The sequence below is a fragment of the Janthinobacterium sp. J1-1 genome, assembly GCF_030944405.1.
In the GTDB taxonomy this organism is placed as follows: domain Bacteria; phylum Pseudomonadota; class Gammaproteobacteria; order Burkholderiales; family Burkholderiaceae_D; genus Janthinobacterium.
In genome coordinates this window covers 1,499,392-1,514,587 of sequence record NZ_CP132339.1, presented here as the reverse complement: position 1 = coordinate 1,514,587, position 15,196 = coordinate 1,499,392, and the positions used below count along the sequence as shown (strand labels likewise).

Below are 15,196 nucleotides of genomic sequence, written 5' to 3'. Positions count from 1 at the left end.
GTTCAGCTTATAACGACAGAGATGGCAGCCCGTTCCTGATCAAAACAATCCATCGCATGACAGGCAAGGCATGGCAAGCGACTGGCGTCGATAACAAAGGAAACAACATGATTTTAGTGACCGGCGGCGCCGGCTTCATCGGTTCCAATTTTGTCCGCGACTGGCTGGCACACAATGATGAGCCCGTCATCAACCTGGACAAGCTGACCTACGCTGGCAACCTCGGCAATCTGGCCAGCCTGGAACACGATGCCCGGCATCTTTTCGTGCGTGGCGATATCGGCGACACCGCCTTGGTGTCCCGCCTGCTGGCCGAGCATCAGCCGCGCGCCATCGTGCATTTTGCCGCCGAAAGCCATGTCGACCGCTCGATCCACAGCCCAGGTGAATTCATCACCACCAACGTCAACGGCACCTTCAGCCTGCTCGAAGCGGCGCGCGCCTACTGGTCCGGCCTGACCGGCGACGCCAGGGATGGCTTCCGCTTCCTGCACGTGTCGACCGATGAAGTGTATGGCACCCTGGGACCGCAGGATCCGCCGTTTACCGAAACCACGCCATATGCGCCGAACAGCCCCTATTCGGCATCGAAGGCGGCCTCCGACCACCTGGTGCGCGCCTATTTCCATACCTATGGCATGCCGGCGCTCACCACCAACTGCTCGAACAACTATGGCTCTTTCCATTTCCCGGAAAAACTGATTCCTCTCATTATCAGCAATGCCCGCGCCGGCAAGCCCCTGCCGATCTACGGCGATGGCATGCAGGTACGCGACTGGCTGTATGTCGGCGACCACTGCGCGGCCATCCGCCGCGTGCTGGAGGCGGGCCGCCCGGGCGAGGTGTATAACGTGGGCGGCTGGAACGAAATGGCCAATCTGGACGTGGTGCACACCTTGTGCGACATCCTCGACACGCTGGCGCCGAAAGCCTCGGGCAGCTACCGCGCACAGATCACCTATGTGCAGGACCGCCCCGGCCACGACCGCCGCTATGCCATCGATGCGCGCAAGATCGAACGCGAACTGGGCTGGAAACCGGCGGAAACCTTCCAGACCGGCATCCGCAAGACGGTGCAGTGGTACCTCGACAACCAGGCCTGGGTGCACGAAGTCCAATCGGGCGAGTACCTGAAGTGGGTGGAAAAAAACTACGCGGCGCGCGAGGCCGCAAAGGAAACCATCTGATGAGCACCGCTATCGCACGCAAGGGCATCATCCTGGCCGGCGGCTCCGGCACGCGCCTGTATCCGGTCACCATGGCCGTGTCGAAACAGCTGCTGCCGGTGTACGACAAGCCGATGATCTATTATCCGCTGACCACCCTGATGCTGGCCGGCATACGCGACATCCTGATCATTTCGACCCCGCAGGATACGCCGCGCTTCCAGGAACTGCTGGGAGATGGCAGCCAGTGGGGCATCAGCCTGAGCTACGCCGTGCAGCCCAGCCCGGATGGCCTGGCGCAAGCGTTTATTATCGGCAAGGAGTTTGTCGGCGACGCGCCATCCGCATTGATCCTTGGCGACAATATTTATTACGGACACGATTTTGAAACGCAGTTGCGCGACGCATCGGCACGCACCACCGGCTCGACCGTGTTTGCCTATCATGTGCACGACCCGGAACGCTATGGCGTGGTCGACTTCGATGAACAGCAAATGGCCATCAGCATCGAGGAAAAACCGCTCAAGCCAAAGTCGAACTATGCCGTCACCGGCCTGTATTTCTACGACAATCAGGTCTGTGATATCGCCGCCGGCATTCGCCCGTCATCGCGTGGCGAGCTGGAAATCACGGACGTCAATCGTACCTACCTGCAACAGGGCCAGCTGACCGTCGAGCTGATGGGACGCGGCATGGCCTGGCTCGATACCGGCACCCATGACTCCCTGCTCGAGGCCGGCCAGTTCATTGCCACGATCGAAAACCGCCAGGGCCTGAAAGTGGCTTGCCCTGAAGAAATTGCCTATCGCAAAGGTTATATCAATGCTGAAAGGCTGGAACAATTGGCACAGCCATTGAAAAAAAATGCCTACGGTCAATATCTTCTGCGCCTGCTGACCAACAAAGTTTTTTGAGGCACCGCAGGTTCCTCATTCCATGACAAGCTACCAATACCATGCAAATAAAAACCACAGCGATACCTGATCTTCTGCTGATTGAACCGACAGTATTCGGTGACGACCGGGGCTTTTTCTATGAAAGCTACAACCGGCAGCGCTTTGCCGACATGACCGGCGTCACGTGCGAATTTGTGCAGGACAATCATTCCAAGTCCGCCAAGGGCGTGCTGCGTGGCTTGCACTATCAGATCAAACAGCCGCAAGGAAAACTGGTGCGCGTTACCAGCGGTGAAGTCTTCGACGTGGCGGTCGACTTGCGCAAAAGCTCGGCCACCTTCGGCAAATGGGCCGGTACGGTGCTATCGGCCGCGAACAACCGCCAGTTGTGGATACCGGAAGGGTTCGCCCACGGCTTCCTGGTGCTCAGCGAGCACGCCGAGTTTCTGTATAAAACAACCGATTATTGGGCACCCGAGTTCGAACGCAGCCTGTTTTGGAATGACCCGGCCATCGGCATCGACTGGCCACTTGACGGCGAGCCTCTGCTGTCCGGCAAGGATAAAACAGGAACCTTGCTGGCCAACGCCGAAGTCTACGATTGAGCCGGACAGCGGGGCAGTGCCGCTGGCTTACACGGCATAACCCTGCGGATTCTGATGCTGCCAGCGCCAGTGATCCCGGCACATGTCGTCGATAGTCTTCTGCGCCGTCCAGCCCAGCAGTTCACGCGCCTGCTCGGCCGAGGCATAGCAACTGGCGATGTCGCCGGGGCGGCGCGGCACGATCCGGTACGGCACCGGGCGGCCACTGGCCGCTTCAAAAGCACGCACGGTGTCGAGCACGCTGTAGCCGTGACCGGTACCGAGGTTGACCGTAAAGCCGCCCTCAAGCGAAAACAGGCGGTTCAGGGCCGCCACATGGCCCAGCGCCAGATCGACCACGTGGATATAGTCGCGCACGCCGGTGCCGTCCGGCGTCGGATAGTCGTCGCCAAATACCGACAGCTTGTCGCGGCGGCCGACGGCTACTTGCGCGATAAAGGGCATCAGGTTGTTCGGAATGCCGGCCGGGTCTTCACCGATCAGGCCGCTGGCATGCGCGCCCACCGGATTGAAGTAACGCAATACTCCGACCTGCCACTGCGCATCGGCACGCACCAGGTCGCCGAGGATTTCTTCCACCATCAGCTTCGAGCGGCCATACGGATTGGTCACCGACAGGCGCGACGTTTCCAGGATCGGCAGCGCTTCCGGATCGCCATACACGGTAGCCGATGAGCTGAACACAAAGCGCTTGACGTTGGCGGCAGCCAGTACTTCCAGCAGCGCCACGGTACCGCTGACATTGTTATCCATGTACATCAACGGCTTCGCCACCGATTCGCCCACCGCCTTGAGGCCGGCGAAATGGATCACCGCATCGATCATGTGTTCTTGCAGCACGGTGGCCATGGCGGCGCGATCACGCACATCGGCTTCATAAAAGGGCACGCTCTTGCCAGAAATCTGTTCGACGCGGCGCATCGCTTCCCGCGCGCTATTGCACAAATTATCCACGGCGACCACATCAAAACCTGCCGCCAGCAATTCGACGCAGGTATGCGAACCGATAAAACCGGATGCGCCGGTCACGAGAATTTTCTTGGCCATAATCTTAATCAATATAAAAAATCAAGCTTAGCGCAATTGCGCGGGCTTGAACAGCAAGCCTGCTGCCGTGCGCCGCGTTTATTTTTTGATGAAGACCAAGTCCCACACGCCATGGCCCAGCTTCAGGCCGCGGTTTTCAAACTTGGTCAGCGGACGGTAGGCCGGCTGCCGCGCATAATCTTCTGCGCTATTCTGCAATTGCGGCTCGGCGCCGAGCACATCGAGCATTTGGACCGCATAGTCTTCCCAGTCGGTGGCGCAATGCAGGTAGCCGCCCGGCGCCAGGCGCTCGGTCAACTGCTGCACGAACGGCGACTGGATCAGGCGGCGCTTGTTGTGGCGCGCCTTGTGCCACGGATCGGGGAAAAACACGTGGATGCCGGCCAGCGAATTGGCCGGTATCATGTGCGTCAGCACCTCCACGGCGTCGTGCTGCAGCAGGCGCAGATTGGTCAGGGACTCTTCACCGATCAGCTTAAGCAAGCTGCCCACGCCAGGCGTATGCACTTCGACGCCGATAAAGTCCTTGTCCGGCATCGCCTTGGCGATATGCGCGGTGGTAGCGCCCATGCCGAAACCGATTTCCAGGATCACCGGCGCCTGGCGCCCGAAGACCTGTTCAAAGTCCAGCGCCTGCTTGGCGAACGGCAGCAGGAACTGCGGCCCCAGCGTCTCGAGCGCGCGCGCCTGCGCCACCGACAGGCGGCCTGCGCGGGTAACGAAACTGCGGATGCGGTGTTCGGTCGGATCGTACATCATCGGCCGCGCCGGGCCGTTTGCTGGAATATCAGAAGACATGGGAATGAGAAAAAAGTAGCCGCGCCACGCGCGTGCCGGATGCCGGCAAAAATGGAGCGGGTGAAGGGAATCGAACCCTCGTCGTAAGCTTGGGAAGCTTCTGCTCTGCCATTGAGCTACACCCGCGAAGCCTGCATTTTACGCGCGATGGCAAGCACTTGGCAAACGCTCAGGTGCCGGCCATGCTACTGTGGCAAATCGGGATGGCGCAGATAATTTCCTTGAAGCATGCGCTTTCCAGGGGTTTTTTGTGAATTTCGAGCAACAACCTGCGGGAAACGCAAAAAAATGCTTTAAGATAGGAGTTGATTGCCTTTAATTATTGCCATCACGAGTGTGCATCGCAGACTTATGTGTGGAATGTTGCTACAATCGTGTACTAGATTCATAAGTTTGCGTTTTACCTCCCTGTTTAACTCTAAAGGATATCCCATGAAAAAAGTTCTGATCGCTTCGGCAATCCTGTTCGCTTCGGCACAAGCAATGGCGCAAACCACCGCTCCAGTTGGCGGCGCTCCAGTGCCACCAGCAGCAGCTCCTGCAGCTGGCGCTACCGGCGCAGCTGCCGGCGGCACCGTTGCCGGCCTGAGCACCAGCGCCCTGATCGCCATCGGCGCAGCCGTTGCTGTTGTCGCCGGTGCAGCAAGCTCGGATTCGACCACCACCAGCCACCACGCCAGCACCAGCCACCACTAATCCTTGGCTGCCCAGGCAGCTCAAGACAGGCCAAGCCGACCGGCTGATCTCCAGCTGGCGGTGGCAGTCTGATGTGGTGTGAGGTGAAATCGTCAATGATGCTCACCTCAAAAATAAAGAGCCCCTTTCATTTGAAACGGGCTCTTTATTTTTCCGCAAAGAATTCGACATGAACTGTCGCCATGCGCGAAGCAAGCTGACCTGCCTTTGCCATGTGTTCCACTTTTAAACCAAATTTGTTTCATGCCAGTCATTCACTTAGCATTCTCCTTCCGATGAAAAACCAGCCTTTTCACAAACGCGTGGTTTTTGCCTTGCATGGCATCGCTGCGGCGCTGCGCATGGAATCGAGCTTCCGCCTGCAATGCCTTGCCGCCCTGGTTGTGGTGATCGTACTGGCCTGCGCCAGACCATCCATGATCTGGTGGGCGCTACTGCTGCTCAACTGCGGCATGGTGCTGGCGGCGGAGTTGTTCAACACGGCGCTTGAACACCTGATTGACCATCTGCATCCGGCCCTGCATCCCAGCATTAAAATCGCCAAGGATTGCGCAGCAGGCGCAGTGCTGCTCCTCAGCGTGAGCGCCGTGGCGGTATTTATTGCTTTTTTGATTGAATATTTTCAGATGTGAAAGATCAGGCGTCGATCTTTACAGGGCAAATGACGGCAATTGCCGTGAAAGCCCGGCGATGCATGGATTCCCCCGCATCGCCGGCCTTTCCGGGCAGCCTTTAATACTTGCTCTGCCAGGTAACGCTGATTTCCTTCGGTCCCGGATTGATCGACAGGCCGGACTTGCTCTGGTCACGCTGCGCCTGCCACAACCAGGTACCCACGGCGTAGCCCAGTATGCCGCCGGCAACGGTATCGGACACCCAGTGCTTGCGGCCGGCGACACGGCCCGCAGAACCGAGCGCCGCCACGCCATACAGCCACGGTGCGTCGTATTCCTGGGCAAACGGCGTCACGGCGGCAAACGCGATCGTCGAATGTCCCGATGGGAAGGAAGCGTCCGAACGCTTCTTGCCCTCGCCCACGCTGGTCCACGGACCGCGATCCTCATCGGGGCGGGCGCGGCCAATCGCATATTTCCCCACCAGTGCCAGGCCTGTCGCGGCAGCAACCGACTGCATCGAGATCAGGCCGATATTTTGCATGCGCTCGTCGCCAAGGGCAAAAGCGGCACCGGCGGCACCCACCAGGGCGAACGGCATGACTTTGCCCACCCGGTCCCAGTTGCGCAATACACTCGAATCCTGGTGTTTCTTGACAAAGCGGTCGATCGGTTTGTCGCTCAGTGCCGACGCCACCACTACGCCACCGACCAGGGCCGTGGCCTTGACCCAGTCAGCCGCTTCAGGCATGGCTGACGAGGACTGCTCGAGGCGCGCGCGCATGGCTGGCCAAGGGCTGACAAATGGCCGGACCGGAGGATTGACCGCTGGCAGATTCTGCTCGTCGGCACGTTCTGCAAAATTGCCGAGGCCGTCATAGCTGTGCATGTCCGCACGCGGACGCTCCACCATGTCATACAGGTCGCCCGGCGACGCCACCATCTGGCCGCCATCACGCGTCCATGGCGAAATCGAAAAACCGGCGGTCGACTGCGTATCCATCGGCAACATACTGTTCAGCGGCACCGACAGGAAAATGCCGCGGTCCTGGTAAGGATTGTCAGGCTTGCCCGGTGTGGTGATATCGTTGGCATTGGTATGCGTATACCAGGCACCGACTTCGATGCCGGACTGGAAGCGGCGCTTGACTTCCACGCGCACGCCCGCGTCCCTGGCCAGGAAACGGCCGGCGCGCGCCGTCACGGTAATATCGTGCGGCAGGCGGTAATGCAGGGAACCGATCGCCGTGACGGTTTTATAGTCGAGTGAATCGAACAGGCCCTTGTAACCGCGCTGCTGCAGCGCATCGACGGCCAGGTCAGCGGCCCAGCGGCTGTCTTTCGGCAAATACAGCACCTGCCCACCGACACCGCGGAACATGTCTTCATACAGACCGGCCGACAGGCGGGTATACACGCGCTCGGCTGGATTGTCATATTTGTTCAGCAGGATGCGGCTCAGCTTGAAACGCCCTTCGCGCATGTATTTCGCCACATCGCTGCGCACATGCGGCAATTCGCTGTTCGATGGCTGCGTGACGCCCGAGACGGTTTCCAGCAACTGCAGGTTGGCCGCGCCATTCAGATACAGGCCATCGCCAAGGCGCTGGTCGTAATTGGCCAGCGCCGAGATCGAATAACGGAAAGCGCCACTGGGATCGTTGAAGAAGAAGCCAACCTTGGGGGCGATCTTGAAGCGGTTCGCTTCGCGGTCCAGCGATTTGACCTGCACCACGTCACCATCGACGCCCAGGCCGACCGCCAGCTTGCCATCGTTCTGGACCGCATTGGCCGCCTTGACGACTGCCGGTATGGGCATCGCGACAGCCACATCGGCAGGACCTGCGGCTGATGCCACAGCAGCGGGCGCGGCCACGAACACCGGCGCTATGGCAACAGCAGCCGGCTTGGCCTGGGCCGGACGGTCGAGGAATTCGTTCAACCACGCTTGCTGGTCATCGCGAATGACATCGCCGCGTTCCGGATAGCGCACCAGCACGACGTCGAGAAACGCCTGACGATCGATCTTGCCGGCAAAATAATCATTCAGCTTGGGCAGATCGAGAAATTCATAGGTGGCGATCGGCTGGTCGAGCTTGGTATACGTGATGCGGATATTACTCACGCCCTTGGGCGTGAATGCCAAGGTCGTGCGCACGGCGCGGCCGACGGCGCGGCCCAGGTTGGAAATGCGGCTGTTGGTCAGGCTCAGGGCCAGCGTATTACCCTCTTGCACCACGCGGATGTTTTTATAATCCTGTTTGACCAGGGCATTGACCAGGTCGGCGCCATAGCCGGCGTCATTACGCCATTGCTCCCTGGTCGGCAGTGGTGGTGGGTTCTTGTCATCGACAAAATAGGCCGGTTCGAACACTTTGGGGATAAACTCGCGCTCGCCAAATGGAATGCTGACAGAGGCATTGACGCTGAATTGGTCGCGACTACGGGCCGCCTGCAACGCCAGCCAGCCCCAACGGTATTCCAGGCCCATGGACGGCCCTTTGCGACGGCCGCCGGCACTGGTCTCGGCAGCGCGGAAATCACGCACATAATTGGTGGTATCGTACTCGGCCACGACCGACCAGCGCGGCAAGGCCGCGGGCGTCCAGCGCACGCCGGCGAACGGCCCGTCCGGACGGCTGTGGGCGTAACCGAGGCTGGCTTCGATGTTCCTGGTGGCACCAAACGTCTTGGTGGCCACAACATATTGGCCCTTGAACAACTCGGTACCAAACAAGTCGGTGGCGCCGACGGCAACCGACGGCAGCCATGTCGTTTCCTGCCACAAGCGCAGTTTTGCGTCGACGACCTTGTCCTTGTAACGGCCATAACCGCTGCCATATTCTCCTGGTGTATTGGTAAAACCAGGAATGCCGGTAATCGATACATAACGACCGGTCATTTGCAAGAAAGGCAAAATGTTTGACGTCACCCACAACTGGCCATATGGACTGTCATAGCTGTAACCGACGCTGAAGGTACCATCGGGTTCCACCACGGCGCTGGGCATGTTGATATAGCCGGATTGGCCGCCATGATTGGGGGTCGCCGCGATCGCGCCATGCGCGCCGAGGACCAAGCATCCACACCATGTATATTTGACTGATTTTCTGAGTACGCTTAACAAATCCGACTACCTTATCTCTATATCCTGCATCTGAAATTTCTGACAAGATACTCAGAGGTAAAATCGGCTGAAGCAACTTGGAAGAAACAAAAAAAGGCCAACTGTGGGGCATGACTGCCGAACATCAGTTCGCCGCTAAAGTATGCTTGAGACCCTGCGGTGAAAACAGCGTCATCAGGCCGTCAAGAATCCATGCCGCAAGATTTTAACATTGTTTTCTTGTATTAAATGCGTGACTTGTTTCGTGTTCGACACAGTAGCCGCCGCATTGCAAGGGCCTGGCCTACTTCAGGCTGCCGAATACCTTGCCGATGATTTTACTGCCATAAGCCAGCGGATCGCGGCGGATGGCCTTTTCCTCTTCGCCGATCATCAGGTACAAACCGGCCAGTGCGCGATCGGTGACATAGCTTTCCACCGTCGCCTGCTGCTGCGGCACCAGGCCGGTCTTGCCGATCTGGCTCATGGTGCCGTTATAGGTGGTGGCCAGGCCGGAACGATCGGTGACCGATTTGACGATGGGCAGGAATTTGGCGGCCAATGGCGTGGCGGTCTTCTGGCGGAAAAAGTCGGTCACTGAAGTATCACCGCCGGACAGGATATTCTTGGCGTCGGTCACGCTCATCGATTTGACGGCGTCGAGCAGCATGGGCTTGGCCAGCGGCACCGCCGATTCGGCCGCCCGATTCATCGCCACCACCAGCTCGTCGAGCTGCTGGCCGCGGCCCGTCATCTTCAGCAGCGGCCTGGCCTGCTCGACGATGCCGGGCAACTTGATCTTGACCTTGTCATTGTTCAGAAAACCATTTTCGACGCCCAGCTTGGCGACGGCGGCGGCCGAACCGGCCTCAAGTGCCGCTTTCAGGCCGCTGCTGGCATCCTGGTTGCTCAGCGAGGCCAGCGACAAGGCGGCGCCGGCGGTCGACGATAACAGGGTCAACGCACACAGGATGATGACGCGGCGGACAGGAAAGGCACTCTGGCGCATTTTTTTCCTTTATAAGAAACTTTAGATAACTATCAATGCAGGCATCAAAACCTTAGCACAACAAAACACCCAGGACGCCAGTATTTTAGACAGCCGCGCCGCGCCAGAGGCGGCGGGCGGTGACTATAGCGCACATGCTGTTGTATTCGCGCACGTTAGCGCACGCCTGTCCTCAGTTTCAACGGCCCCAGCAGACGATGACGGAAACGCCGTGAAATCAGCCACAAACCCAGCGCCAGGGCCGTAAAGGCCAGTTGGCCCGAGGCCAGCCACAGCACCGAGCCCGACAGCATCGGCGAGACCACGCCGGCCACGATCGCGCCGAGCAGGGTGCTGGCGAACGACTGGCATGAGGCGACCGTGCCGCGGATATGCGGGAACAGGTCGAGCGCCAGCAAGGTGGCGCCGGGTCCCACCAGCGACATGCCGAAGGTGTAGAAGAACAGCGGCAGCACGCTCCACGGCAACATCGGCGGCAAGACCAGGTGGAACACCACGTTGATGCTGGCCGCGCCCAGCAGGAAGGCAAAACCGATGCCGATCTGGCGCGCAAAGCTGATTTTGCCGGCCAGGCGGTTGGCCGCCAGGGCGCCCATGAAAATCCCGCTGACGCAGGGAATGAACAGCCAGGCGAACTGCGATGGTCTCAATCCCAGTTGTTTGGGCAGCATTTCCGGCGCGGCCGTGATGAACAGGAACAGGCCGGCGAAATTGAGGGCGACGATGCCGGCCTTGATGTGAAACAGCGGTGAACGCAGGATCTCGCCATAGCTCTGGGCCAGGAAACGCGGATTGAACGGCTGACGCCTGGACAACGGCAAGGTCTCGGGCAGGCGCCAATAGCAGAACGCCAGCAGCACGACCGTATAAAACGCCAGGAACAGGAAGATCGAGCGCCAGTCGAACCAGATCACGATCCAGCCGCCCAGGATGGGGGCAACGGCCGGGGCGATCGAAAAGATCATCGTCACCAGCGACAGCAGCCTGGCGGCGGCCGCATCGGCGTACAGGTCGCGGATGATGGCGCGGCTGATAACCACGCCGGCGCCGGCCGACACGCCCTGCAATATCCGGAAGAACCACAGATAGTGCACGGTATGGGCCGAAGCGCAGCCCAGCGAGCCGATGGCGAACATCAGCAGCGACACCAGGATCACATTGCGCCGGCCGAAGGTGTCGGACAGCGCGCCATGCCACAGCACCATGCCGGCAAAGGCCAGCATGTAGAACGTCAGCGACTGCTGCACTTCCAGCGGCGACGCATGCAAGGAACCCTGGATGGCGCCGAAGGCCGGCAAATAGGTATCGATCGACAAAGGGCCCAGCATCGACAGGCCGGCCAGCATCAGCGCCAGCGCGCCACGGCTGAGCGGCGCCATATGGCTGGGAACGGGGGGCGGCACGGGCGTGACGGGGTCGGGCGGCAAGTCCGCCGGCGGGGTGGGAAACATGGTTGTCCAAGGTGACGGCGCGGACCGGCATCGGTCCGCGCGGGAGACTGCGGGCTTACAGGTTCTTCGGTTTCGCTTCTTCTCTGCGGTTGTATCCCGCTACCATATCGAAACGGAACAGACGGCATTCCAGCGCGCCATTGAAGAACGGCGTCTTGCGCGCTTCTTTCAGGCGCAGCAGTTTCGGCAGGCCCAGGTCGGCCGTAAACAGGAACACGGTCCAGCCAGCAAAGCGCTGCTTCAGGGTGGTGCCCATGGCCGTGTAGAACGAGGTCGACAATTCATCTTCCGGCAGGCTGCTGTCGCCGCGCACGCCGATCCGCTCGCCGTACGGCGGGTTGGTCAGCATGATGCCGGCCACGTCGCTCGGCGGCTTGACTTCCTGCGCCTCGATCTGTTTCAGCGGCACGTCGAAACGCACGCCGGCGCAGCGCAGGTTGTGGCGCGTCATGGCGACCATGTCACCGGAAATATCGCTGCCGAAAATGGTCGGCTCCGCCGGCAACGGATTGGCGGTGATGGCGTTGCGCAAGGCGTTCCATGGCGCCGGATCGAAGTCGTGGAAGTTCTCGAACGCGAAGCTGCGCGAAGCGCCCGGCGGAATGCCCTGCACCATCTGCGCCGCTTCGGCCAGGATGGTGCCGGAGCCGCACATCGGGTCGAACAGCACCATGCCCGGCTTCCAGCCCGACACGCGCAACAGGCCGGCGGCCAGGTTTTCGCGCAGCGGCGCGTCGCCCGTTTCCTCGCGCCAGCCGCGCTTGAACAGCGCTTCGCCCGAGGTATCGAGATAGACGGTGAAGGTATGCGCGTCGAGGAAACCGACAATGCGCATGTCCGGCGTCTTGGTGTTGACGGACGGGCGCTCGTTGAACTGGTCGCGGAAGCGGTCGCAGATCGCATCCTTGATTTTCAGGGTGGTGAACTCCAGGCTGCGCAGCGGCGACTTGACGGCCGTGACGTCGACGCGGATGGTGTGATGTACGCCGAACCAGTCTTCCCATGGCTGCGCCAGGGTCAGGTCATAAATGTCGTTTTCCGTCTTGTAGCCGGAATGGGCCATGCGCATCAGCACGCGCGAGGCGATGCGCGAATGCAGGTTGATGCGGTAGGAATCGACCAGGTCGCCCGAGCAGTGGACGCCGCCCGGCACCTGGTTGTGGACCTTCATGGTCGCACTGTCCTGGGCGATCTCGCCCAGTTCCTCGGCCAGCGCCGCTTCCATGCCGCGCGGGCATGGGCAAAAATATGAAGCCATGGTGTACCTTTTATCCGTTGAAAAACAAATTAACTAAAAAATCCAAAAGCTTGTCGGATTACGCGCGAAGCGCTGATCCGACCTACGTCTGCTGCTAACACTACTTCGCCAGCGCCCGCTCGACAAAATCGAGGCGGTCCTGGCCCCAGTACCCTTCGCCATCGACGATATACCAGGGTGAGCCGAACACGGAAGCTGCCGTGGCGGCTTCCGTGTTGGCATCGTATTCGGCCTGCACGCTGGCCGTCTCGGACGTTTTGAGCAACTGGCGGCCGTCGAAACCGGCGTCCAGCGCGATCTGCGCCAGGGTGTCTTCGTCGCCGATATTGCGCTCCTCGGCCCACACGCCGCGCATGATGGCGTGCGCCAGGCTCAAGGAGGCGTCGACGCCGTGCGCCAGGCGCGTGGCGATGATCAGTTTGGCCGACGCTTCCGGCGAGACGGGAAAGAACTTCGGCTGCAGGGTCAACGGTACCTCCAAATAGGCCGACCAGCGCGCCAGTTCGGCCAGGCGATAAGCCTGGCGCTGCGGCGCGCGCTTGGCCAGCGGCAGGCCACCGGAGACGCTGAAGACCTTGCCCAGGTCAAACGGGCGCACGTCGATCTGCGCGCCCTGCTTCTTGGCGATCGCCATCACGCGCGCGTGGCCCAGGTAGGTCCATGGCGAATGGGGCGCAAAGAAATACTGGATTACCTTGTTCTGGCTTGCACTCATCATCGACTCCCTTAGAAAGGCTTGACCACCACCAGCACCACCACCGCCAGCAGCATCACCACCGGCACCTCGTTAAACCAGCGGAACCACTTGTGGCTGCGCTGGTTAATCCCTTTTTCGAACTTGCGCAGGATCGCGCCGCAGGCGTGGTGGTAACCGAGCAGCAGCACCACGAAGGTCAGCTTGGCATGCATCCAGCCCGGCATCTTCATGCCGCCCGCGCCGCCCGCATTGCCTCCAAACATCATCCACAGCAGCGCCAGGCCCAGCACCATGGCCGGCAGCGCCAGCAGCGACATGAAGCGGTACAGCTTGCGCGCCATCAGCAGCAGGCGCTCGGTGGCCACGGTTTCCGTTTCCATCGCCAGGTTGACGAAAATGCGCGGCAGGTAGAACAGGCCGGCGAACCAGGAGATGACGAAAATGATGTGGAAGGCTTTGATCCAGAGAAATGCCATGTGGGTGTCCGCTGTCAGGGGTGGAGGTGAAACGCGGGCCGCCTTGCAAGCGGCCCGCGCCGGCTTGTTTTCGTACTTTGTTTGCGACTTTATTTGCGCACTTCGCCGTGGCCGAAGACCACGTATTTGAGCGAGGTCAGGCCTTCCAGGCCCACCGGGCCGCGCGCGTGCAGCTTGTCGTTCGAAATGCCGATCTCGGCGCCCAGGCCATATTCAAAGCCGTCGGCAAAGCGGGTCGAGGCGTTGACCATCACCGAGGCCGAATCGACTTCGCGCAAAAAGCGCAGCGCGTCGCTGTAGTCTTCGGTGATGATGGACTCGGTATGTTTCGATGAATACCGGTTGATATGGTCCATCGCCTCGTCGATGCCGTCGACCACCTTGACCGACAGGATGGCCGCCAGGTATTCGGTGCGCCAGTCTTCCTCGGTCGCCGCCACCAGGTGCGGATAACCGGCCAGGATCGCCAGCGCTTCCGGATCGGCGCGCAGTTCCACCTGCTTGGTCAAGTAACGCTCGGCCAGCTGCGGCAGTACGGTCGGTGCAATCGCGCGCGCCACCAGCAGGGTTTCCATGGTGTTGCAGGTGCCGTAGCGGTGGCACTTGGCATTGAAGCCGATGTCCAGCGCCTTGGTGATATCCGCCTTGGCGTCGATATACACGTGGCAGATGCCGTCGAGGTGCTTGATCATCGGCACGGTGGCCTCGTTCATCAGGCGCGCGATCAGGCCCTTGCCGCCGCGCGGCACGATCACGTCGACATATTCCGGCATGGTGATCAGCGCGCCGACTGCGGCGCGGTCGGTGGTGTCGACCACCTGCACCGCGTCTTCCGGCAAGCCGACGCCGGCCAGGCCTTCGGCCACCAGTTTCGCCAGTGCGCGGTTGCAGTGAATCGCTTCCGAGCCGCCGCGCAGAATGGTCGCGTTGCCGCTCTTGATGCACAGGCCCGCCGCGTCCACCGTCACGTTCGGGCGCGCTTCATAGATGATGCCGATCACGCCCAGCGGCACGCGCATCTGGCCCACCTGGATGCCGGACGGGCGGAACTTCATGTTCGAGATTTCACCGATCGGATCGGCCAGTGCGACGATCTGCGTCAGGCCTTCGACCATGGTGGCGATCGCCGCATCGGACAGGGTCAGGCGGTCGAGCATGGCCGGCGCCAGGCCGGCGGCGGCGGCAGCGTCGAGGTCGCGCTGGTTGGCCGCGCGCAGCAGGTCGGCGTCGCGCACGATGGCGGCGGCGATCAGGCTCAAGGCGCGGTTGCGCGTGGCGCTGTCGGCGCGGGCCATGGCGCGCGAGGCGGCGCGGGCACGCGTGCCCACGTCTTGCATATACTGTTTGATATCCATGCTTTTATCCATAATGGTTACG

At 60.7% G+C, this 15,196-nt stretch carries 14 protein-coding genes and 1 tRNA gene; 5 read left to right on the top strand and 10 right to left on the bottom strand.

Translation table 11 applies throughout. From position 1 onward, the window contains the following. Positions 1 to 107 precede the first annotated feature (107 nt). The 3 genes from rfbB to rfbC are packed head-to-tail and all read left to right on the top strand — an operon-like array spanning position 108 to position 2,667. Positions 108 to 1,187, top strand: coding sequence for a dTDP-glucose 4,6-dehydratase (gene rfbB, locus Q8L25_RS06825; RefSeq protein ID WP_308924138.1), 1,080 nt, complete (start codon positions 108 to 110; stop codon positions 1,185 to 1,187). After that, positions 1,187 to 2,080: a glucose-1-phosphate thymidylyltransferase RfbA gene (gene rfbA / locus Q8L25_RS06820; RefSeq protein ID WP_308924137.1), complete on the top strand. Its 894-nt coding sequence runs from the start codon at positions 1,187 to 1,189 to the stop codon at positions 2,078 to 2,080. The genes rfbB and rfbA overlap by 1 nt, the downstream gene beginning before the upstream one ends. Positions 2,081 to 2,121: 41 nt before the next feature. After that, positions 2,122 to 2,667 carry a dTDP-4-dehydrorhamnose 3,5-epimerase gene (rfbC, locus tag Q8L25_RS06815; RefSeq protein ID WP_308924136.1) on the top strand — a complete coding sequence of 182 codons (546 nt, stop codon included), beginning with the start codon at positions 2,122 to 2,124 and terminating at the stop codon, positions 2,665 to 2,667. Between the two features lie 27 nt (positions 2,668 to 2,694). Here the strand turns inward: rfbC and galE are convergent, their stop codons facing one another. From galE to Q8L25_RS06800, 3 genes are all read right to left on the bottom strand, one after another. Continuing rightward, on the bottom strand, positions 2,695 to 3,714 hold the full coding sequence (gene galE / locus Q8L25_RS06810) for a UDP-glucose 4-epimerase GalE (RefSeq protein WP_308924135.1): 1,020 nt from the start codon (positions 3,712 to 3,714) through the stop codon (positions 2,695 to 2,697). Between the two features lie 78 nt (positions 3,715 to 3,792). Then, the gene (gene trmB, locus Q8L25_RS06805) at positions 3,793 to 4,473 is read right to left on the bottom strand and encodes a tRNA (guanosine(46)-N7)-methyltransferase TrmB (RefSeq protein ID WP_308925670.1); all 681 of its coding nucleotides are present in this window, start codon (positions 4,471 to 4,473) and stop codon (positions 3,793 to 3,795) included. A gap of 91 nt (positions 4,474 to 4,564) precedes the next feature. Next, a tRNA-Gly gene (locus Q8L25_RS06800) sits at positions 4,565 to 4,638 on the bottom strand. Between the two features lie 306 nt (positions 4,639 to 4,944). Here Q8L25_RS06800 and Q8L25_RS06795 point away from each other — a divergent pair. Both Q8L25_RS06795 and Q8L25_RS06790 read left to right on the top strand, forming a co-directional pair. Then, complete coding sequence (locus Q8L25_RS06795; RefSeq protein WP_308924134.1) at positions 4,945 to 5,208, top strand: hypothetical protein; 264 nt, start codon at positions 4,945 to 4,947, stop codon at positions 5,206 to 5,208. 275 nt (positions 5,209 to 5,483) lie between these two features. Further along, the gene (locus Q8L25_RS06790; RefSeq protein WP_308924133.1) at positions 5,484 to 5,840 is read left to right on the top strand and encodes a diacylglycerol kinase; all 357 of its coding nucleotides are present in this window, start codon (positions 5,484 to 5,486) and stop codon (positions 5,838 to 5,840) included. Between the two features lie 100 nt (positions 5,841 to 5,940). Here the strand turns inward: Q8L25_RS06790 and Q8L25_RS06785 are convergent, their stop codons facing one another. The 7 genes from Q8L25_RS06785 to Q8L25_RS06755 form a co-directional block, all read right to left on the bottom strand. Further along, complete coding sequence (locus tag Q8L25_RS06785; protein WP_374694239.1) at positions 5,941 to 8,832, bottom strand: YjbH domain-containing protein; 2,892 nt, start codon at positions 8,830 to 8,832, stop codon at positions 5,941 to 5,943. Positions 8,833 to 9,232: 400 nt separating this feature from the next. Continuing rightward, positions 9,233 to 9,937 carry a DUF4197 domain-containing protein gene (locus tag Q8L25_RS06780; RefSeq protein WP_308924131.1) on the bottom strand — a complete coding sequence of 235 codons (705 nt, stop codon included), beginning with the start codon at positions 9,935 to 9,937 and terminating at the stop codon, positions 9,233 to 9,235. A 155-nt stretch (positions 9,938 to 10,092) separates the two neighbouring features. Further along, positions 10,093 to 11,388 (bottom strand): multidrug effflux MFS transporter, encoded by a 1,296-nt coding sequence (locus Q8L25_RS06775; protein WP_308924130.1) that lies wholly within the window; start codon positions 11,386 to 11,388, stop codon positions 10,093 to 10,095. 55 nt (positions 11,389 to 11,443) lie between these two features. After that, on the bottom strand, positions 11,444 to 12,613 hold the full coding sequence (locus Q8L25_RS06770; protein WP_308925669.1) for a class I SAM-dependent RNA methyltransferase: 1,170 nt from the start codon (positions 12,611 to 12,613) through the stop codon (positions 11,444 to 11,446). Positions 12,614 to 12,746: 133 nt separating this feature from the next. Continuing rightward, positions 12,747 to 13,361, bottom strand: coding sequence for a 2-hydroxychromene-2-carboxylate isomerase (locus Q8L25_RS06765; RefSeq protein WP_308925668.1), 615 nt, complete (start codon positions 13,359 to 13,361; stop codon positions 12,747 to 12,749). Between the two features lie 11 nt (positions 13,362 to 13,372). Further along, positions 13,373 to 13,819, bottom strand: a complete 447-nt coding sequence (locus tag Q8L25_RS06760; protein WP_308924129.1) for a CopD family protein — start codon at positions 13,817 to 13,819, stop codon at positions 13,373 to 13,375. Positions 13,820 to 13,908: 89 nt separating this feature from the next. Further along, on the bottom strand, positions 13,909 to 15,174 hold the full coding sequence (locus Q8L25_RS06755) for a glutamate-5-semialdehyde dehydrogenase (RefSeq protein ID WP_308924128.1): 1,266 nt from the start codon (positions 15,172 to 15,174) through the stop codon (positions 13,909 to 13,911). Between the last annotated feature and the right edge of the window lie 22 nt (positions 15,175 to 15,196).